Origin of the sequence: Companilactobacillus versmoldensis DSM 14857 = KCTC 3814 (assembly GCF_001434295.1) — a bacterium.
Classification (GTDB): Bacteria; Bacillota; Bacilli; order Lactobacillales; family Lactobacillaceae; genus Companilactobacillus; species Companilactobacillus versmoldensis.
The window spans coordinates 1-18,530 of the sequence record NZ_AZFA01000030.1 but is presented as its reverse complement, the minus strand read 5'-3'; the positions used below and the strand labels follow the sequence as shown (position 1 = coordinate 18,530).

At 37.4% G+C, this 18,530-nt stretch carries 23 protein-coding genes and 1 pseudogene; 1 reads left to right on the top strand and 23 read right to left on the bottom strand.

Features of this window, described 5'->3' with window-relative positions:
• Positions 1-91: 91 nt before the first annotated feature.
• From FC27_RS10695 to FC27_RS10590, 23 genes and pseudogenes are all read right to left on the bottom strand, one after another.
• Complete coding sequence (locus FC27_RS10695; RefSeq protein ID WP_010623893.1) at positions 92-955, bottom strand: helix-turn-helix domain-containing protein; 864 nt, start codon at positions 953-955, stop codon at positions 92-94.
• A 99-nt stretch (positions 956-1,054) separates the two neighbouring features.
• Entirely contained in the window at positions 1,055-1,348 is a 294-nt protein-coding gene (locus tag FC27_RS10690; RefSeq protein WP_010623894.1) for a glycine cleavage system H family protein, read from the bottom strand.
• A 16-nt stretch (positions 1,349-1,364) separates the two neighbouring features.
• Positions 1,365-2,567, bottom strand: a complete 1,203-nt coding sequence (locus FC27_RS10685) for an FtsW/RodA/SpoVE family cell cycle protein (protein WP_420805460.1) — start codon at positions 2,565-2,567, stop codon at positions 1,365-1,367.
• A gap of 11 nt (positions 2,568-2,578) precedes the next feature.
• Positions 2,579-2,800, bottom strand: coding sequence for a DUF2969 domain-containing protein (locus FC27_RS10680; protein WP_010623896.1), 222 nt, complete (start codon positions 2,798-2,800; stop codon positions 2,579-2,581).
• Between the two features lie 9 nt (positions 2,801-2,809).
• Positions 2,810-3,100: a membrane protein insertion efficiency factor YidD gene (gene yidD / locus FC27_RS10675; RefSeq protein WP_010623897.1), complete on the bottom strand. Its 291-nt coding sequence runs from the start codon at positions 3,098-3,100 to the stop codon at positions 2,810-2,812.
• A gap of 4 nt (positions 3,101-3,104) precedes the next feature.
• Positions 3,105-3,287, bottom strand: coding sequence for a DNA-directed RNA polymerase subunit beta (locus FC27_RS10670; protein WP_010623898.1), 183 nt, complete (start codon positions 3,285-3,287; stop codon positions 3,105-3,107).
• Between the two features lie 8 nt (positions 3,288-3,295).
• Positions 3,296-4,285 carry a rod shape-determining protein gene (gene mreB, locus FC27_RS10665; RefSeq protein ID WP_010623899.1) on the bottom strand — a complete coding sequence of 330 codons (990 nt, stop codon included), beginning with the start codon at positions 4,283-4,285 and terminating at the stop codon, positions 3,296-3,298.
• A 209-nt stretch (positions 4,286-4,494) separates the two neighbouring features.
• Entirely contained in the window at positions 4,495-5,817 is a 1,323-nt protein-coding gene (murA, locus tag FC27_RS10660) for a UDP-N-acetylglucosamine 1-carboxyvinyltransferase (protein WP_010623900.1), read from the bottom strand.
• 28 nt (positions 5,818-5,845) lie between these two features.
• A complete protein-coding gene (locus FC27_RS10655) occupies positions 5,846-6,076 on the bottom strand; it encodes a DUF1146 family protein (protein ID WP_010623901.1) in 231 nt (76 codons plus the stop codon).
• 173 nt (positions 6,077-6,249) lie between these two features.
• Positions 6,250-6,681, bottom strand: coding sequence for a F0F1 ATP synthase subunit epsilon (locus FC27_RS10650; RefSeq protein WP_010623902.1), 432 nt, complete (start codon positions 6,679-6,681; stop codon positions 6,250-6,252).
• Between the two features lie 16 nt (positions 6,682-6,697).
• Positions 6,698-8,149: a F0F1 ATP synthase subunit beta gene (gene atpD, locus FC27_RS10645; RefSeq protein WP_010623903.1), complete on the bottom strand. Its 1,452-nt coding sequence runs from the start codon at positions 8,147-8,149 to the stop codon at positions 6,698-6,700.
• Positions 8,150-8,169: 20 nt separating this feature from the next.
• Complete coding sequence (locus FC27_RS10640) at positions 8,170-9,087, bottom strand: F0F1 ATP synthase subunit gamma (RefSeq protein WP_010623904.1); 918 nt, start codon at positions 9,085-9,087, stop codon at positions 8,170-8,172.
• A 17-nt stretch (positions 9,088-9,104) separates the two neighbouring features.
• Complete coding sequence (gene atpA / locus FC27_RS10635) at positions 9,105-10,634, bottom strand: F0F1 ATP synthase subunit alpha (protein ID WP_010623905.1); 1,530 nt, start codon at positions 10,632-10,634, stop codon at positions 9,105-9,107.
• 15 nt (positions 10,635-10,649) lie between these two features.
• Entirely contained in the window at positions 10,650-11,198 is a 549-nt protein-coding gene (atpH, locus tag FC27_RS10630) for an ATP synthase F1 subunit delta (protein WP_010623906.1), read from the bottom strand.
• Positions 11,185-11,706 carry a F0F1 ATP synthase subunit B gene (gene atpF, locus FC27_RS10625; protein ID WP_010623907.1) on the bottom strand — a complete coding sequence of 174 codons (522 nt, stop codon included), beginning with the start codon at positions 11,704-11,706 and terminating at the stop codon, positions 11,185-11,187. The genes atpH and atpF overlap by 14 nt, the downstream gene beginning before the upstream one ends.
• A gap of 69 nt (positions 11,707-11,775) precedes the next feature.
• The gene (atpE, locus tag FC27_RS10620) at positions 11,776-11,988 is read right to left on the bottom strand and encodes a F0F1 ATP synthase subunit C (RefSeq protein ID WP_010623908.1); all 213 of its coding nucleotides are present in this window, start codon (positions 11,986-11,988) and stop codon (positions 11,776-11,778) included.
• Positions 11,989-12,011: 23 nt separating this feature from the next.
• Complete coding sequence (atpB, locus tag FC27_RS10615; protein WP_010623909.1) at positions 12,012-12,722, bottom strand: F0F1 ATP synthase subunit A; 711 nt, start codon at positions 12,720-12,722, stop codon at positions 12,012-12,014.
• 89 nt (positions 12,723-12,811) lie between these two features.
• Positions 12,812-13,441 carry a uracil phosphoribosyltransferase gene (upp, locus tag FC27_RS10610; protein WP_010623910.1) on the bottom strand — a complete coding sequence of 210 codons (630 nt, stop codon included), beginning with the start codon at positions 13,439-13,441 and terminating at the stop codon, positions 12,812-12,814.
• Between the two features lie 12 nt (positions 13,442-13,453).
• Entirely contained in the window at positions 13,454-14,464 is a 1,011-nt protein-coding gene (locus FC27_RS10605; protein ID WP_010623911.1) for an L-threonylcarbamoyladenylate synthase, read from the bottom strand.
• Between the two features lie 4 nt (positions 14,465-14,468).
• On the bottom strand, positions 14,469-15,353 hold the full coding sequence (gene prmC, locus FC27_RS10600) for a peptide chain release factor N(5)-glutamine methyltransferase (RefSeq protein WP_338025918.1): 885 nt from the start codon (positions 15,351-15,353) through the stop codon (positions 14,469-14,471).
• Positions 15,298-15,682, bottom strand: a pseudogene (locus FC27_RS12090) (peptide chain release factor-like protein); the annotation flags it as partial. The pseudogene FC27_RS12090 and the gene prmC, both read right to left, overlap by 56 nt.
• A gap of 1 nt (position 15,683) precedes the next feature.
• Positions 15,684-16,392, bottom strand: a 709-nt coding sequence (locus FC27_RS12085; protein WP_235807883.1) for a peptide chain release factor 1, incomplete at its 3' end; no start/stop codon positions are given.
• Positions 16,393-16,406: 14 nt separating this feature from the next.
• Positions 16,407-16,988, bottom strand: a complete 582-nt coding sequence (locus FC27_RS10590) for a thymidine kinase (protein ID WP_010623914.1) — start codon at positions 16,986-16,988, stop codon at positions 16,407-16,409.
• A 147-nt stretch (positions 16,989-17,135) separates the two neighbouring features.
• Between FC27_RS10590 and FC27_RS10585 the strand changes: the two genes are divergently transcribed.
• Positions 17,136-18,476: a Mur ligase family protein gene (locus FC27_RS10585; RefSeq protein ID WP_010623915.1), complete on the top strand. Its 1,341-nt coding sequence runs from the start codon at positions 17,136-17,138 to the stop codon at positions 18,474-18,476.
• Positions 18,477-18,530: the final 54 nt, after the last annotated feature.

The following is an 18,530-nucleotide window of genomic DNA, read 5'->3' as shown; positions in this document are numbered from 1 at the left end:
CGATTTGACTTAGAGCCAATAAAACAAAATAAAATCAAACGAAAAAGGACCTAGTTCATGATAGTGAACTAAGTCCTTTTTGTATTTGAATCTAATTGTTAAAAATATTTAAACTCATCTTACTTATTTTTGATTTTAGGGTATCGAAAACATTCTTATTTCCACTAATACTTGAGATGACATAAGCTTTGATATAATCTTCATCACTCTTTTGACCATCTTTTGTACCGGCTTCAGCCATATAGTTGTACATTGAGTCGAGTTTGAACAATGATTGTTCTTTTCTAGCAATGTAAATACCTTCATTAGCATATTCGATAACACTTTCGTTGTCACCTAATTCCAATGCTAACTCTGACATATTGGCATAAATAAGGATGCTATCACGATAATTTTCGTCATTGATTTTTTCTACACTAGACTTGATCAAATCTTTTGATTGATCATAGTAAACCTTAGCTTCATCATCTGAACCCTTGTTTACATATGCCTTTGCAGTGTAAATATTGATCAAAATATCGTACATATCCACACTAACGATATTGACGTTCATAGCACGGTTGAAGTCAAAAATTGCTTTGTCGTAATTTTTTTCAACTTCATATTCGACTAATCCACTAAAAAAGTGAATCAATTTGATCTCTTGTTTATTATTGATATTGATATCTTTCAATTTATCCAACTTAGCTACGATGCCGTCGTAATCATCTTGATAGAACAATTTCTTGATCTCACTGATGATTGAATAAATTTGACTATCATCATTTACGATAACAAGGTTCATTGTGATACCCAGTCTTTCACAAATACGAACCAAGATCTTCATGCTAGGAATCTTATCTTTCTTTTCGATTAAACTAACAGTTGCTTGAGTACAAATTCCGTCAGCCAGTTCTGACTGCGAAATACCTCTGAGCTTTCTATAGTGGCGAATCTTTTCACCCAAGATTTTCATAAAAACTATCCCCATTCATTTATTCATTTCTAGATAATTTAAACAGTTTTGTAAAAACCTTGCAAGAAATAAGCAACAATCAAAGAATAAATTTCATTTCTATTCGTTAACTTCATAGAGCCAAGCATCATCTTCAGAACCATTTAACAATTCTGGAGTATCATTAAGCTTATCGTTTACTTTACTGATTTTACCTTCAATTGGTGATTGGAATTCCACAACAGCCTTCTGTGCTTCAACTGAACCAGTTGAGTCACCTTGGCTAAGTGTCTTACCGACCATTGGTAAGTCAACAAATTTAACTTTACCTAATGCTTCTTGCCCCTCTTTAGTTAAACCGACACGACGTACTCCGTCGACATCTTTTACCCATAAATATTCTTTTTTTGCCATACCTATAACCTACTCTCTATCTCTGTTTAAATGATCCATTTTCGAACATGTAACTCTTGTGATGGAACCTCATTGACATGACCAACCCGATACCAATCATATTCCCAAGCAAGGCAGAACCACCTTGGGAGATAAACGGTAATGGGATACCGGTCAGTGGCAAAAGTCCAACACTCATACCAATATTTTCAAACACGTGGAAGAGGATCATCATGATAACACCAGTTGAAACGTATGCATAGAATTCATTTTTTGTATCAAAAGTAATTTGAACCATTTGATATATCAACAAGAAATATAAAAGAATCAATACACACGAACCGATAAATCCAAAATTCTCCGCAATCACAGAGAAAATCATATCAGATTCTCGTACTGGAACATAGACATTTGAAACATTAAATCCTTTTCCGAACAATTGACCAGAGCCAATTGCTTTCATATTCTGCCAAATTTGATACCCATCTTCGGTTGTATCCTGCGAAGGATTCAACCAAGTATCGATTCTAGCAAATTGATATGATTTAAAGCCTAATTGCATCAATATTGGGCGTCCCCAATCAGTTGCAGCAAACATTAGTGCTAAACCACCAACGACTACGATGACTCCGAAGACAGTCCCAATGATACGCCAATCAATTCCTGATACTAAAACCATTCCACCTAGAATAGCAATGAAAACCAATAATGTACCAAAATCATTTTGTAATTTCAACAAGATGATAACTGGTGCTGTCCATAGTAGTAGTTTACCCAATAAGAGAAAATCATTCTTTAAAGTATGAACCTGATACTCACTGTTGTGCACTGTAATGACCTTACCCATCATCAATATATAGGCAGGTTTCATTACTTCAGATGGCTGGAAAGTTAAGGGACCCAGTGCAAACCAACTCTTTGCACCCGTCTGTGCCTCATAAGATCGACTATAGAAAATCAATACTAGTAATAGTAAAGCTAATCCGGCATAAAAAGCATAATTAGCAACTTGCCACAGCTGTTCTGCATCAAATTGCATCACAACGGCAACAATCACCGCTCCAATTGCATACCAAATTATTTGTGAAACTACATTTTTCAGTGGATTTTGTGAATCATGAATAGTTGCAACATAAATCGACATTAATCCAATGATGGCCAACATCATAACTGAAAAAATAATCCCATAATCAATCCGTGATTCTAGATCATTTTCTTTATTATTATTCCTCATTTGCATTTTAACACCTATTAATGATTATGTAGATTATATTGCATTAACAATTCGTTTATTGCATCGTCTAATTTAATAGATTTAAATGGTGTATCATTACTTTCCACAAAAGAAAGATAACGATCCCCTTCTTTACGAATTGTTCCAATATATTTCTTACCATCCCATAATTCATAAGTTTCCGGATCATTACTAATATCCTTTAAATTAATTTCAATGGGTTTATTCTTTCTTGCCATTAAATTTTCCTATTCTTTACTGTGAAATTTTTTTGCTATGATCTCATCTTCATATTCTTCCGGATGAGGATTGCGGAAAATCGTAAATTTATCAGGTACTGGATCTACGCCTCCGCGGACAAAAGGATTGCACCGAATTATACGGGCGGTCCCCATGATAGAACCTAAAATTGCTCCATGCTTCGTGACTGCTTGGATAAAGTAGCTCGAGCATGTTGGATAATAACGACAACTTGGTGGTAGAGCCGGTGAAATGAATTTTTGATAGATGCGAACTAAACCAATTAATATTTTTTTCATTAGATCATCTCAAAAAGTCAAACATATGAATCCAAGTTCCAGGCCATAAAACTGCCAAGGGATTCGATCCACCTAAACCAGATCCAATCAACATGCCCAAGACAAAGAAGATCAGCATAAATAAGATGACCCAGCCAACCTTTTTAAAAATGTCACGTCGATATTCTTTACCAAAATCTCGTTTCATATTACACCTTAATATTTCTTATGTTTTTCGATATTTTCTAATAAGATACCTGTTCCTAAAGCAACTGAATCCAACGGACGGTCAGTCATTAATACAGGAACTTCGAGCTCTTTTGACAGCAACTTATCCAAGTTCTTGAGTAAGGCACCGCCACCTGTCAACATAATACCACGATCAATGATATCAGCTGACAACTCCGGTGGAGTCTCCTCTAGAACTGTTTTCGCAGATTCAACGATTTGTGTCACACCATCACTTAGAGCTTCCTCTACTTCTTTTTCATTCAAAGTTATTTCTTTTGGCAAACCAGAAATGATATCAATACCACTCGCAGAGAAGGTATTGGATTCATTACCACACATTGCTGATCCGATTTGCTTTTTGATCTCTTCTGCTGTTCTTTCACCAATGATCAAACTGTGACTTTGCTTAACGTGTGCTTGGATGGCCAAAGTCATCTTATCACCAGCAAATCTCATTGAACGACTTGTTACGACGTCACCCATAGAAAGTACGGCAATATCACTCGTTCCTCCACCAATATCGATGACCATGTTTCCCTGTGGCTTAAAGATATCTAATCCAGCACCTACGGCAGCAACTTTCGGCTCCAATTGTAAATATACCTTACCTCCGCCAGCTTGCTCAGCTGCTTCGATAATCGATTTTTGCTCCACAGGAGTTACATTTGTTGGTGCACAGATCATTGTTACTGGTTTGGAGAAAAAGCTTTTAACATTAAGTTTATCAATGAAGTATTGTAACATCTTCTCGGTAATATTAAAATCAGCAATTACACCATCTTTTAATGGACGGATGGCTGTAATATTGGCAGGAGTTCTTCCGACCATTTCATAGGCATCCTTACCAACTGCTACAACATCATTTGTTCTTGAGTTAATTGCCACGATCGAAGGTTCATTTAAAACAATACCCTCTCCTTTGACATCTATTAATACATTTGCGGTTCCCAAATCAATTCCCAGATATTTCGCCATACTCTATCCTCCAAAATCTAGACAAAAAAAGTATATCATAACCAACGGCCTTGTTACATTGTTAAACAAAAAAAGCCCGACGTTCCGCAGTAATCTTTCAATTATTAACGTAAAAAAAAGCAAATTTCACGATGTGAATTTGCTCTTAATATATCAAACGAAAAGATTTGCGTTTGTCGCGCGTTAATGCTGCATAATTGATTAGATATTTAAGCTAACTTATCAACACTCGATACGGTTTTAAGAACTAATCTTTCCCGTCCATTTTCATCAACGGAAACACGTCGAATATTGGCACCTAAAGCACGTAGCTTTTCGGTGAAATTATAATAACCCCGATCCAAATATTGCAAATTTGAGACCCGTGTCTCTCCTTCGGCAACCAAACCAGCCAATACTAGAGCGGCAGCTGCACGAAGATCAGTTGCAGAAACATTAGCACCACTTAAGCAAGCAGGGCCAAACATAATTGCTGCATTTCCTTCGATCTTATAATCAGCATGCATCTTGCCAAATTCAGGAAAATGCATAAATCTATTTTCAAAAACAGTTTCCGTCATAACGGTCGTACCATTACTTAACAATTGTGCTAGAGTCATTTGTGCTTGCATATCAGTTGGAAAACCAGGATGAGGCATCGTTTTGACATCAACAGCCTTCAAATCATCAGTCCCGATAACTCGAATGCCTTCGTCAGATTCAATAATCTTAACACCCATCTCAGTTAATTTTGAAATCAATGGCTTGTTATGAGCAACTACAGCATCCTTAATAAAGATGTCACCATTAGTGACCGCTGCAGCAACCATAAATGTACCAGCTTCGATTCTATCTTGCATAATTGAGTGTTCACAACCATGCAATGATTTAACACCCTTGATTCTAATTGTGTTTGTACCAGCTCCTGAGATGTTTGCTCCCATTTTACTTAGTACATTTGCTAAATCAACGATTTCTGGTTCACGAGCGACATTATCGATAACGGTCTCACCTTCGGCCAGAGTAGCTGCCATCATAATATTTTGTGTTGCACCAACACTTGGAAAATCAAGATAGATATCGGCACCATGAAGACCAGTCGTCTTGGCATCAATAAAACCACCATTTTGAGTGAATTCAGCACCCATTGCTTCTAGACCCTTCAAATGAAGATCAATTGGACGTGAGCCAATTGCACAGCCACCAGGCATAGCAACATGAGCTTCCTTTGAACGAGCTAAAATTGGGCCTAGAACAACGATTGAGGCACGCATCTTATCGACTAGTTCCTCAGGAGCAGTTGTTAAAATCCCTTGTGATGAATCTACTGAAATCGTTTCATTTGCTTTATTAAATTCTACTTTTGCGTCTAACGCTTGCAATACCTTGCACATTGTTGTTACATCGGACAAAGGTGGAATATTGCTAAAATATGTTGCTCCATCTGAGACTAACAACGTAGATGCAAGAATTGGTAGCACTGCATTTTTGGCGCCTTCAATTTTTACATTTCCTTGTAGGCGTGAAGGCCCATCGACAATAATCTGTTGCAATATATTTCCCTCCAAAACGTTAGACTTGTTATATAAGTAACGTAAGGTTTTGTGACACATTTAAAATACTCAACAAAAATGAGCTAACTGTGTATCCTAGCGCTATAGAAATAAGCGCTATAAGTAATTGTAACATTCTTGTGTTATTTTTGTCATAAATCTTTCGCCAATCAATTGCTTGTAAGGCGTTGTAACTCAGCCAAATAAAAAATAAATGGCTTATTATCGTTATAATCGCGTTTATTCCTAAACTATTCATTCTCAAAACCTCTCTAGTAGAAGAGTAACATGGAACGTTTTTTGACACTTAAATTATTAAACTAACTTAAACTTAAAAGTTACAATCTTAAACAAATCGCAATAAAAAAAGGACAAAACCCTAAATGGATTTTGTCCTTAAATTATCATTAAAATGATTTGTCAGATTATCTGTTATTTATGTTCACTAACATTGATACGGTTAAGAGCTTTTTTCAACGATACCTGAGCACGATCTAAATCATCAACGTTATTTTTCTCACGAGCAGTTTGAATTGTCTTCTCTGCTGTTTCTTTTTGATATTTAGCACGTCTCAAATCGATGTCACGAGCCCTTTCAGCACTATTAGCAACAATTGATACTAGATCATTGCTGAACTCCAAGAACCCACCGTTAACGGCGATTGCATCTTCATGATCAGGTCGATCAGTTCGTCTGACACGAACTTCTGCAATTTTAAGTGGCGCAATGATTGGCTCATGATTAGACATGATACCAACATCACCATCAATAGCGCTAGCGATAATGAGTTCTGAATGATGATTATAAACAACACCATCAGGAGTAACAATATTGACCGTCATAACTTTATCTTGATCAGCCATATTATTCCCTCCTTAATTAGTTGGCAACTGATTCAGTTGCGTTATCTTCATTTTCATCAGCTGGCTTCCAGCCCATCTTCTTGGCTTTTTCAACAACATCACTGATACCACCAACTCCGTTGAAGGCATCTTCAGGAATGTCATCATACTTACCATCTAAGATAGCTCTAAAGTCTTTAACTGTTTCTTCAACTGGTACATATGAACCAGGAAGTCCAGTAAATTGTTCAGCAACGGAGAAGTTTTGTGACAAGAAGAATTGAATACGTCTTGCACGAGCAACGACAGTCTTTTCTTCGTCAGAAAGTTCATCCATACCTAAAATTGAAATGATATCTTGCAATTCACGGTAACGTTGTAATACTTTTTGAACTTCTGTGGCAACATCATAATGTTCCTGACCGACGATTTCTGGATCAAGAGCTGATGATGATGATGCAAGAGGATCAACAGCTGGATAAATACCCATTTCAGTTAAACTACGTTCCAAGTTAGTTGTGGCATCCAAGTGAGCGAAAGTTGTAGCTGGGGCTGGGTCAGTATAATCATCAGCTGGAACATAAACGGCTTGAATTGAAGTAATTGAACCCTTCTTAGTAGAAGTGATTCTTTCCTGCAATTGACCCATTTCTGTAGCCAAAGTTGGTTGATAACCAACGGCTGATGGCATACGTCCTAATAGGGCTGAAACTTCAGAACCGGCCTGAGTAAATCTGTAAATGTTATCAATGAACAACAATACATCTTGTCCTTCAACGTCACGGAAATATTCAGCAATAGTCAAACCAGTTAAGGCAACACGCATACGTGCACCAGGAGATTCATTCATCTGACCATAAACCATGGCAGTTTTCTTCAAAACTCCTGATTCCTTCATTTCGTAATAAAGGTCGTTACCTTCACGAGTTCTTTCACCAACACCAGTAAATACTGAAATACCACCATGTTCTTGAGCAATATTATGAATCAACTCTTGGATAAGAACGGTTTTACCAACACCGGCACCACCGAATAGACCAACTTTACCACCACGAACATATGGTTCAAGTAAATCAATAACTTTAATACCAGTTTCCAAAATCTCAGTAGATGTATTCAATTGATCGTAAGCTGGAGCATTACGATGAATACTATCTCTTCTAAAATCTGCGGGGAATTTATCTCCAAAATCAATTGTTTCACCTAAAACGTTGAACACACGTCCTAGAGTTTCTTTACCTACAGGAACGGTAATTGAGCTTCCTGTATTAATTACTTCAGCACCTCTTTGAAGTCCGTCAGTGGAATTCATAGAAATAGCACGCAAGGCGCCATCACCTAGTTCCAAGGCAACTTCAACGGTGATCATAGATCCATCGCTCTTTGTAATTTGAAGAGCATCATTTAATTCTGGTAAGTTTCCATCTAAAGGAAACTCAACATCAACGACTGGACCAATAACTTGAATAACTGTTCCTTTGCTACTCATTAATTTGGCTCCTTTCTAAACTATTCTAGTGCCGCAGCACCGCCAACAATTTCTGTGATCTCTGTAGTGATCTGTGCTTGACGTGCACGATTATAGTGCAAGGACAAATTTGAAATCAAATCATCTGCATTATCAGTAGCACTCTTCATGGCTGTAACTGAAGCAGCATGTTCTGCTGTTTTAGCATCCATCATCGCACCAAAAATCAAACATTCAATATATTGCGGAACAATGGCTGATAAAACAGTCTCTGGATCTGGATCCGTAATATATTCACTAGCAATGTGTTCTTCTTCTTGTGTTACATCTTGTGGAGCATCAAGAGGTAGTAATTTTTCATTAGTAAATCTTGATACCAAAGAATTAACATGATGATTATGACAAACATAGATTTCGTCAAATGAACCTGCTTGATATAACTGGAGAATCGACTTAACGATTGGAGTTATATCCTCTACTGAAGGAACATCTGGTAACCCACGATATTCATAAGCAATGTCATAACCACGTGTCTTGAAAAAGTCAGTCCCTGTAGCACCTAGTGAAATAATCGTAAACTTGCTCTTGTCACCATTGTGATTTTTCTTAAACAGATCCATCATAGCTTTCAAGATATTACTATTATAGCCACCAACTAAGCCACGGTCACTTGTTAAGACAACATAAGCCGTCTTTTTCACATCACGTACTTGAAGGATATTATTCAAACTTAACGGATCAGCAGAACTTCCACTGACTGGCACATTTTTGAATAAATCTGCCATTGTCAAATGTCTGACAATATCTTCAACTTTGTTTGCATAGATTTGATATGCATTTGATTGTTTTTCAATACGAGAGAGTTTAGCACCAGAAACCATTTGCATGGCTCTTGTAATCTGACCGGTTTTTTGAGTAGAACTAATTCTTCTTTTAATGTCCATTAAAGACTCAGCCATTTTTTAAACCTCCAGTATTATTTGTCTTGCTCGTCAGTACTTTTTGAAGCAACGTAATTTTCGGTGAATTCTTTTACACCAGACTTCATTGCTTCTTCATCAGGTAAAGTACCTGTATCTTTAATATGCTTTAAGAGATCAGCATGGTTAGCTTCGAAATATTCAGAAAGTGAAGCTTCATACTCGAGTACATTATCAACTTTAATTTGATCAAGGAATCCACGTGTCAAAGCAAACAAAATCAAAACTTGTTTTTCAACAGGCATTGGAGAATGAACTGGCTGTTTCAATACTTCAACAGTTCTAGCACCACGATCCAATTTAGCTTTGGTAGCATCATCCAAATCAGAACCAAATTGAGCAAATGATTCCAATTCACGATATGAAGAAAGATTAAGACGTAATGTCCCGGCAACTTTCTTCATCGCTTTGATCTGAGCGTCACCACCAACACGAGAAACAGACTCACCAGCATTAATAGCTGGACGTGTACCTGAATAGAATAAATCACTACTCAAGAAAATCTGTCCATCGGTGATGGAAATAACGTTTGTTGGGATATAGGCAGAAATATCACCGGCTTGTGTTTCAACGATTGGTAGAGCCGTCATTGACCCTCCACCTAAATCATCACTCAACTTAGCAGCACGTTCAAGTAAACGTGAGTGTAAGTAGAAAACATCACCAGGATAAGCTTCACGCCCAGGTGGTCTACGTAACAATAGTGAAATTTCACGATAAGCATTAGCTTGCTTGCTTAAATCATCATAAACGATCAAAACGTGCTTGCCATTATACATGAAATACTCACCCATTGCGCAACCGGCATATGGAGCAAAATATAACATTGGAGATGGTTGACTTGGACCAGCTTCAACAACGATCGTATAGTCCATAGCTCCATGTCTTCTTAAAGTTTCAACTTGACTTCTAATTGTTGATTCCTTTTGACCAATAGCAACATAGACACAAATCATGTCTTCGTCCTTTTGATTAATAATGGTATCAATAGCAATTGAAGTCTTACCTGTCTTACGGTCACCAATGATCAATTCACGTTGACCACGACCGATTGGAACCAACGAATCAATAGCTTTCATACCTGTTTGTAAAGGTTCGAAAACTGATTTCCGTTGCATAACACCTGGTGCAGGAGATTCAATAGGTCTAGTTTTGTCAGTTTTGATCTCACCCAAGCCATCTACTGGTTGACCCAGTGAATTGACGACACGACCGACCATGGCGTCCCCAACAGGAACTTCCATGATACGACCAGTTCTTTTAACTGTATCGCCTTCACGAATTTGATCATAATTACCTAAAATGATGATACCAACATCATCACTTTCAAGGTTCTGAGCCACACCAAAAGTACCGTCTTGGAATTCAAGTAATTCACTCGCCATAGCGTTTTCAAGGCCATTAGCACGAGCAATACCATCACCGACATATGTAACTGTACCTACTTCATCAACTGAGAGTTCATTTTTATAGTTCTTTAATTGTTCTTTGATCAAGGAACTAATCTCTTCAGTTTTGATGCTCATTCTTTTCACCTCGACTTAATTATTAACTAATAGCAAATTCTTGATAGCAGTGAATCTTTTCAGAACACTACCATCGATCACTTGATCACCAACACGGATTACTACTCCACCGATGATTGAAGGATCTACTATTTTTGTTAAATTAGCTTGTTTAATAGAAAAACGTTTTGCAATAACATCTCTCAAACTAGCTTCTTGTTCAGGAGTTAATTCAATTGTCGAAGTAACTGTCACTTCAACGATGCCATTCGCATCATCGTATTTCTTAATATATGCATCGACAATCTCAACCAAATCATTCAAACGACCCCGTTCAAATAATAAGGAGAGAAAGTTTTGCATTAACTCCCCGAAAGGAGTTTTCAAAGTATCCAAAATCTTCTGTTTTTCTGTTTTTGTAATAGAACGGCCAGCTAATGCAAAGCCAAGATTTGGATTTTGTTGATAGATAGTCTTGAGTGCTTTTAAATCATCCAAGATCTCTTCAACTGAATTTTGTTCTTCAGCGACTTCATAAAGTGCTTTACTGTAACGCTTACCAACTTGAAATTTACTTAGTCCCATTGTTTACAGTCAACTCCTTAATATAAGAGTCGATCAGTGACTTTTGATCGTCGGCATTAAGCTCTTTGGAAATAACTTTTGAGGCAATTTCCAAAGACAAGTTAGCAATATCATTTTGTGCTTCTGACATTGCATCTTGTTTAGCTTTTTCAGCATCTGATTTAGCTTTTATTCTTACATCTTCAGCATCACTATGAGCTTGGTCAACGATGGTCTTCTTCTGATCATCACCATTTTGTTTGGCTTTGTTAACAATCTCAATAGCTTCCGCACGTGAATTTTTTAAAGCTTCTTCACGTTCTTTTTTCAGCTTATCAGCGCTTGCACGTTCTTGGTCAGCATAATCTAGATCACCTGTGATCTTAGCTGAACGGTCATCCATCATTTTAGTGATAGGACCCCAAGCATAGTGTTTAACTGCGAGCATTAAAAGAATAAAAGAAATAAGAATAAAGAGCATGTCACCTAAAGCTAGTTTACCTGCTCCAAGTACTAAAGTGCTTGCCATATTCTCAACTCCTTCCTTTCGAATAATACATAAAAAGGCGATTTAACCATCGCCGAATTGATTAACTTATTAAACGAAAAGAATAACGAATGAGATAGCAATGGCAATGATAGGAACGGCTTCAATAAGACCAACACCAATAAACATAGTACCTCTTAATTGGCCAGAAACCTCAGGTTGACGTGCCATACCTTCAAGTGTTTTAGAGATAACTAATCCGTTACCAATTCCGGCACCTAAAGCTGCTAGACCGGCTGCAAGAGCTGCGGCGATATCTTTCATAATTTACATCCTCCAATAAAAAGTTATTCTTTTGTCATTTTACGCGAAATATAGACCATTGATAAAGTGGTAAATACATACGCTTGGATGGCTCCAATAAATACTGAGAAACCTTGCCAGATCATTTCAAATGGTAATGCGACAACAAATGAAATTAAGCCAAAGCTCTTAGCAACACTTCCAATAAGTGCCAAAAGTACTTCACCAGCAAAAATATTACCGTAGAGACGGAGTGACAATGTTAGAAAATTGGTAAACTCCTCTAGAAGGTTAACTGGCGTTAAAAGTGCAACTGGCCGTGAGAAATTCTTTAAATAATTTCCCAATCCGAATTTCTTGACTGAGTAGAAATGCGCTAACAACAGTGAAGTCAATGCAAAAGCCATTGTTACATACGGATTAGACGTTGCAGATTTAAGGTAAGTAAATCCACCAACTTTAATTTCAAACATTAAACCTAGTTGGTTTGAAACAAAAATGAATAGGAACAATACGAATGCATATAGATTGAACCGACGACCTGTATCACCAGGAAATGCTGATTTTACGATGCCGTTTGTGAAATCTATCATCCATTCCAGAACATTTTGTGCTTTTCCAGGCCTCATGGTGATTTTTCTAGAAAGAGCGTAAACCAATATGAATACTAACAATGCTGCAACTAGTGCAGAAATACAATTGGCAACGTTGAACCGAAGTCCTAGAAAGTCAATGAATTTATATTTCTCATCCAATAATAACCCCCCCTTTCTTCGCTTATTGAAAACATATAATACTTAAAAAATAATAACACTATAAAAAAGTTATTTAAATAGTGAATTACTTATTTAGTACCAAATAATCTATCACCAGCATCACCTAAACCAGGGAAAATATAACCGTTCTCAGTTATTTTTTCATCAAGTGAAGCGGCATAAATATCAACGTCTGGATGTTCCTTTTGAACTTCTTTTACACCCTCTGGTGCAGCAACTAAAACGACCAAGCGCATATGTTTAGCACCACGTTTCTTCAGTGCTTCGATAGCCATATTGGCTGAACCACCAGTGGCTAGCATAGGATCAACAATGAATAGATCACGTTGATCGATATCACTTGGTAGTTTAACAAAGTATTCATGAGGCTTGAGAGTTTCTTCATCCCGATACATTCCAATATGACCAACTTTTGCAGCCGGGATCAATTGTAGGACACCGTCAACCATTCCTAATCCGGCACGCAGAATAGGAATAACGGCTAGTTTCTTACCAGCAATCATCTTTTGAGTAGACTTACCCATTGGTGTTTCAACCTCAACGTCAGCCAATGGAAGATCACGAGTGATTTCATAAACCATTAATTCGGCAATTTCGTTAGCAACTTCACGAAATACTTTCGTACCAGTGTGCTTACTCCGAATAATTGTAAGTTTATGTTGAATAAGTGGGTGGTTCAATACTTGAAATTTTGACATGTTTATTTCTCCTTATTTTTCGAAATGTTGCTGACCAGCCGACTTATTTAAACGATTGGCATAGGCTAATCCAGAATCCTCATCAGAAAATCCTTGTGCCAAAATAAATTCCACTTTGTCATCGTCTAATTGTCTTAATCCAGCAAATAGGTTTTTGGAAGCTGAGATAACATCTGTTCCCAGCGAGTATTTTTCAAAATCATCACCAAATGATTTCAAAATATCATCAGTAGCTAACAAACCAATTTTGTTAGATTCTTGCTGATATTTTTCAATCGCTTGTTGAAAATCTTTTGGATCATCAATGATGATCACTTGGGCATTTGGAGCATAGTGTTTATATTTCATTCCCGGTGCTTTGGGTACTTCTTCTTTAGTGACTTTATGATGGTCGCTTCTGACCTCTCCCAATACTTGATCGAGTTGATTTTCAGTTACCATCCCTGGCCGTAAAATAGTAGGAACATCAACTGATAAATCGATCACGGTTGATTCGACTCCTAATTTCGTTGGCCCATCATCTAAGATAGCCGCAATCTTACCATGAAGATCATGGTAAACGTGCTTAGCCAAAGTTGGACTAGGTTTGCCACTAGTATTAGCTGAAGGTCCGACGATTGGTTTGCCAAATGTCTTGATCAAATCCAAAGTAGCTTGATTATTAGGCATCCGAAAGGCGGCTGTCTTCAAACCACCAGTAACTTGTTTTGACAATTTGCCAGCCTGAATTGGCATGATGATCGTCAAAGGACCCGGCCAAAACTGGTTCATTAATTTTTCCGCCAATGGACGATAGTCATTGTCAGCATATTGCCAGACCATGTCTGGACCATCAACGTGGACGATCAATGGATTATCACTTGGCCGTCCCTTAGCAGCATAGACGTCTTTCACGACGTCTGGTCTAGTAGCGTCAGCACCTAGACCATAGACTGTTTCAGTTGGAAACGCAACCAGCTTTCCATCAGCCAAAAATTTAGCGGCTGAATCGATCTGGTCTGATGTTAATATCTTTGTTTCCAAATTATCATCCCTTCTTCCTAAATAATTTTAAATAACGATAATTTCCACTAATATCCTTATAGAATTCTACCGCATAATCAGGCATGTTATTACTAAATATTTGTTTAATTTTATTTTTTTGGTTATATCCGAACTCCATATACAGTTTTCCGCCCGGATTCAAGTATTCAATAACTTGTTTGGAAAATCGTTCATAGAAATCCAAGCCATCATTTTTACCATATAAAGCTAAATCGGGCTCATACTTAATAACACTCTGATCCATCACGTTTTGTTCAGATTCAGCAATATAAGGTGGATTTGAAACAATTACATCAAATTTACCCAATTTATCATTTGAAAATAAGTTGCTTTGAAAAAAATGAACATTGTCAGTCTGAAGGCGTTGAGCATTTTTAGCAGCAACTTTGAGTGCATCACTTGAAATGTCCGAAGCGACCACTTCATCATCAGGGAATTTCAAAGCCAACGAAATGGCAATCACCCCAGAGCCAGTACCAACATCCAAAATTGACATGGATGACTCAGAATGATCCTGAATAATTTTTTCTACCATTTCTTCAGTCTCTTGCCGCGGAATCAAAACATTATCATCGACTGAGAATTTCTCTCCTAGGAAATAAGCTTCTCCTAAAATATATTGAACCGGTTCGTCCTTCAATAATAACTGGATACCTTGATTAAACTTAGTCAGGATCTCTTCAGATACTAGGTCGTTACGGCGCAGTTGCAATTGCGTGTAATTGAGTCCTGATAACTCTTCCAACAAATACTGGGCATCCTCAGGAAACTTATCATTGTTTTTTAGCACTAAAAAAACCCTATCTAGGGCCTTAGAATAACTTAGTTTCTCCACTTTGAATCTGCTCCAACTTCTTAGTTTGATCATAAACGACTAATGCATCGATAATCTCATCAAGATCACCATTCATGATCCGATCGAGCTTGTTCAATGACAAACCGATCCGGTGGTCAGTTACACGATTTTGTGGATAGTTATACGTCCGGATACGCTCAGAACGGTCACCTGTACCAACTGCTGACTTACGTTGTTCATCATATTCGCTTTGATTTTGTGATTCATAGTAATCATAAACACGTGAACGCAAAATCTGCATAGCTTTTTCACGGTTTTGTTGTTGTGAACGTTGATCTTGCATGGCAACAACGATACCTGTTGGTAAATGGGTCATTCTAACCGCAGATGAAGTTTTATTANGCTGTCCACCAGCACCAGATGAACGATAAACATCAGTTCTGATATCTTTAGGATCGATATCAACGTCGACCTCATCATACTCAGGCATGATAGCTACTGTAGCTGTGGAAGTATGAACTCTACCAGCTGACTCAGTGGCAGGAACTCTTTGAACACGATGTGCTCCATTCTCATATTTCAATTTCGAATAAACCCGATCACCAGTGATCATGACCGCAACATCTTTATAGCCACCGACTTCAGTAGCATTTTCATCGACGATCTCGAAATTCCAACCTTGTTTTTCAGCATATTTTGAATACATGCTCAAAAGGTCAGCTGCAAATAAACTAGCCTCGTCACCACCGGCAGCACCACGAATCTCCATGATAATATTTTTATCATCATTAGGATCTTTCGGTAGCATCAAAAGGGTGATATCGTGTTCGACTTTTTCAAGTTCTGCTTTAGATTCATTCAATTCATCTTTAGCAAGAGCTTGCATTTCAGAGTCATCATTCTCACGTAAGATCTCATCGCTATCACTGATGCTCTTTTTCAATTCTTTGTATTTCTTAAAAGCAGCGACTACGTCGCGCATTTCAGCTTCCTCTTTGGAAAGCTTCATATATCTTTTAGTATCATTTATAACTTCTGGATCACTCATTAACTCTTGGAGTTCACTATATCGTTCCAGAAGTCCTTCAAGTTGATCAAAAATTTTATCCACTTTAAGAATCCTCTCTATTTATCTGCTAGCATTGGTGGGTGATTATAATGACGTCGGCAAACAGGATAGTACATCTCGTTTCCACCGATGGCAATTTGATCACCTTCATATACTGGCTGACCGTTGGCCATACGCATATTCATTGTAGCCTTTTTTTTACAAAACCAGCAGATAGTTTTCATTTCTTCTAGTTTATCAGCATATAATAGTAAATACTTTGATCCTTCGAACAGTTCATTACGAAAATCATTCTTGAGACCAAACGCCATGACTGGGATACCTAACTCATCGACGACTTGTGTAGCCTGAATGACTTGTTCCTTTGTCATAAATTCACACTCATCGATCAAAATGCAGGCAGCCTCCGTATTTTCCTTCTTAACAATATCATAAACGTTGGAATCATGTTGCAAGGCAATTGCATCAGCAGAAAGTCCAATTCGGCTCGAGATCTTACCTTTACCAGATCTTGTATCTAAAACACTTGTCATTAAAATGACTGACTTCCCTTGTTCCTTGTAATTGTGTGCGACCTTTAATATTTCGATCGACTTACCACTATTCATAGCACCATACTTAAAAAATAGTTGAGCCAAATTTCCGCCTCCAAAATAATATCATTGAAAATTATACCCAAAAGCATGAACAATTAACACCGACTTTCAGTAAATTGGAAACAAAAACCACTAAAATGTAAAATAGGTGTGATAAGATATTTTTAATAAATTAATTGAGGTTCAACAATGACACTTAAATCTAGTTTCGCTACTCTAACCGGTAAAAGCTCTTACTTTATTCTGAGCACATTTTTTAATGGTGGTTCCTCCTACCCAGGAAAAATCGCCTACAAGATCGATCCTGACATCTTAGCTACTCTAGGTAAAAATTATGAATTGATCGTTGTTACAGGAACTAATGGTAAAACATTGACCACTTCCTTGATCAACAAAATGCTTAAGCAAAAATACGATGATGTCCTAACTAACCCAACAGGTTCAAATATGATCCAGGGAATCGTTACTAGTTTCATTACCCACAAGAAGAAGAGTAAAAAGCCTCTAGCTGTACTCGAAGTTGATGAAGCTAATGTCGAGATCCTTTGTAAATACATCAAGCCAAAGTATTTTGTGCTCACCAATATCTTCCGTGACCAAATGGATCGCTATGGTGAGATCTACACGACTTATCAAAAAATCGTTAATGGTATCAAATTAGCTCCTGAGGCGACCGTTATTGCAAATGGCGATGCTGCTATCTTTTCATCCAAAGAACTACCTAACAAGTTCATCTATTATGGCTTTTCTGACAAGGGTCATGAAAATGATGATATCAAAGCACCCACTAATACAGATGGTGTTCTCTGCCCTAAATGTAATCACATTATACATTATCATAAAATCTCTTATGCCAACCTAGGAAGTTATTTCTGTCCTAACTGTGGTTTCAAACGACATGAGTTAAAGTATCAAGTAACTAAGATCGACACTTTGTTGCCCAACGAAAGCCAATTTGAAATTGATGATAATCCTTTTAAAATCAATATCGGCGGTCAATACAATGTTTACAACGCTTTAGCAGCTTATGCTGTTGCTAAAGAATTGGGCATTTCCAACCAGCAGATCAAACAAGCCTTTGCCTACGACGAAAAAGTCTTTGGTCGACAAGAAACAATCACTGTGGGCGATAAAAACGTCAATATCATCTTAGTCAAGAATCCAGTTGGATTGAATCAAGTTATCGAAACGATTCTTAGTGATAAGACCAACTACACCTTAGCCTTCTTATTGAATGCCAACTATGCGGATGGTATCGATACGAGCTGGATCTGGGACGCCAATTTTGAAGATTTAAATTATCAAAAGCTTCCACTAGTTATCACTGGTGGAAAGCGAGTCAAAGATGTCACTTATCGTTTCAAAATAGCCGGTTTAGATATGAATAAAAATATCGAAACCGTTGAGATCACTGATTTTGTTAAAGAAATTCCAAAGATCCCAACTAAAAAGATCTATGTCCTCGCTACTTATACAGCCATGATGTCGTTACGTAAGACCTTAAGTGAACAAGGTTATATCAAAAAATAATAAACTTATTTCCTTATAGAAAGCTAAAAAGTTCGGCTCTAAGTCAAATCGTAT

What these genes read in the sequence shown, in the direction of transcription:
- FC27_RS10690 (WP_010623894.1), bottom strand. Translation starts at nt 1,348, where the DNA reads ATGGCAAAAAAAGAATATTTATGGGTAAAAGATGTCGACGGAGTACGT.
- FC27_RS10650 (WP_010623902.1), bottom strand. Translation starts at nt 6,681, where the DNA reads ATGGCTGATCAAGATAAAGTTATGACGGTCAATATTGTTACTCCTGAT.
- atpD (WP_010623903.1), bottom strand. Translation starts at nt 8,149, where the DNA reads ATGAGTAGCAAAGGAACAGTTATTCAAGTTATTGGTCCAGTCGTTGAT.
- FC27_RS10640 (WP_010623904.1), bottom strand. Translation starts at nt 9,087, where the DNA reads ATGGCTGAGTCTTTAATGGACATTAAAAGAAGAATTAGTTCTACTCAA.
- mreB (WP_010623899.1), bottom strand. Translation starts at nt 4,285, where the DNA reads ATGGCGAAATATCTGGGAATTGATTTGGGAACCGCAAATGTATTAATA.
- FC27_RS10695 (WP_010623893.1), bottom strand. Translation starts at nt 955, where the DNA reads ATGAAAATCTTGGGTGAAAAGATTCGCCACTATAGAAAGCTCAGAGGT.
- atpF (WP_010623907.1), bottom strand. Translation starts at nt 11,706, where the DNA reads ATGGCAAGCACTTTAGTACTTGGAGCAGGTAAACTAGCTTTAGGTGAC.
- atpA (WP_010623905.1), bottom strand. Translation starts at nt 10,634, where the DNA reads ATGAGCATCAAAACTGAAGAGATTAGTTCCTTGATCAAAGAACAATTA.
- FC27_RS10685 (WP_420805460.1), bottom strand. Translation starts at nt 2,567, where the DNA reads ATGCAAATGAGGAATAATAATAAAGAAAATGATCTAGAATCACGGATT.
- atpH (WP_010623906.1), bottom strand. Translation starts at nt 11,198, where the DNA reads ATGGGACTAAGTAAATTTCAAGTTGGTAAGCGTTACAGTAAAGCACTT.
- atpE (WP_010623908.1), bottom strand. Translation starts at nt 11,988, where the DNA reads ATGAAAGATATCGCCGCAGCTCTTGCAGCCGGTCTAGCAGCTTTAGGT.
- FC27_RS10585 (WP_010623915.1), top strand. Translation starts at nt 17,136, where the DNA reads ATGACACTTAAATCTAGTTTCGCTACTCTAACCGGTAAAAGCTCTTAC.
- FC27_RS10655 (WP_010623901.1), bottom strand. Translation starts at nt 6,076, where the DNA reads ATGAATAGTTTAGGAATAAACGCGATTATAACGATAATAAGCCATTTA.
- FC27_RS10680 (WP_010623896.1), bottom strand. Translation starts at nt 2,800, where the DNA reads ATGGCAAGAAAGAATAAACCCATTGAAATTAATTTAAAGGATATTAGT.
- FC27_RS10670 (WP_010623898.1), bottom strand. Translation starts at nt 3,287, where the DNA reads ATGAAACGAGATTTTGGTAAAGAATATCGACGTGACATTTTTAAAAAG.
- yidD (WP_010623897.1), bottom strand. Translation starts at nt 3,100, where the DNA reads ATGAAAAAAATATTAATTGGTTTAGTTCGCATCTATCAAAAATTCATT.
- upp (WP_010623910.1), bottom strand. Translation starts at nt 13,441, where the DNA reads ATGTCAAAATTTCAAGTATTGAACCACCCACTTATTCAACATAAACTT.
- prmC (WP_338025918.1), bottom strand. Translation starts at nt 15,353, where the DNA reads ATGATCAAACTAAGAAGTTGGAGCAGATTCAAAGTGGAGAAACTAAGT.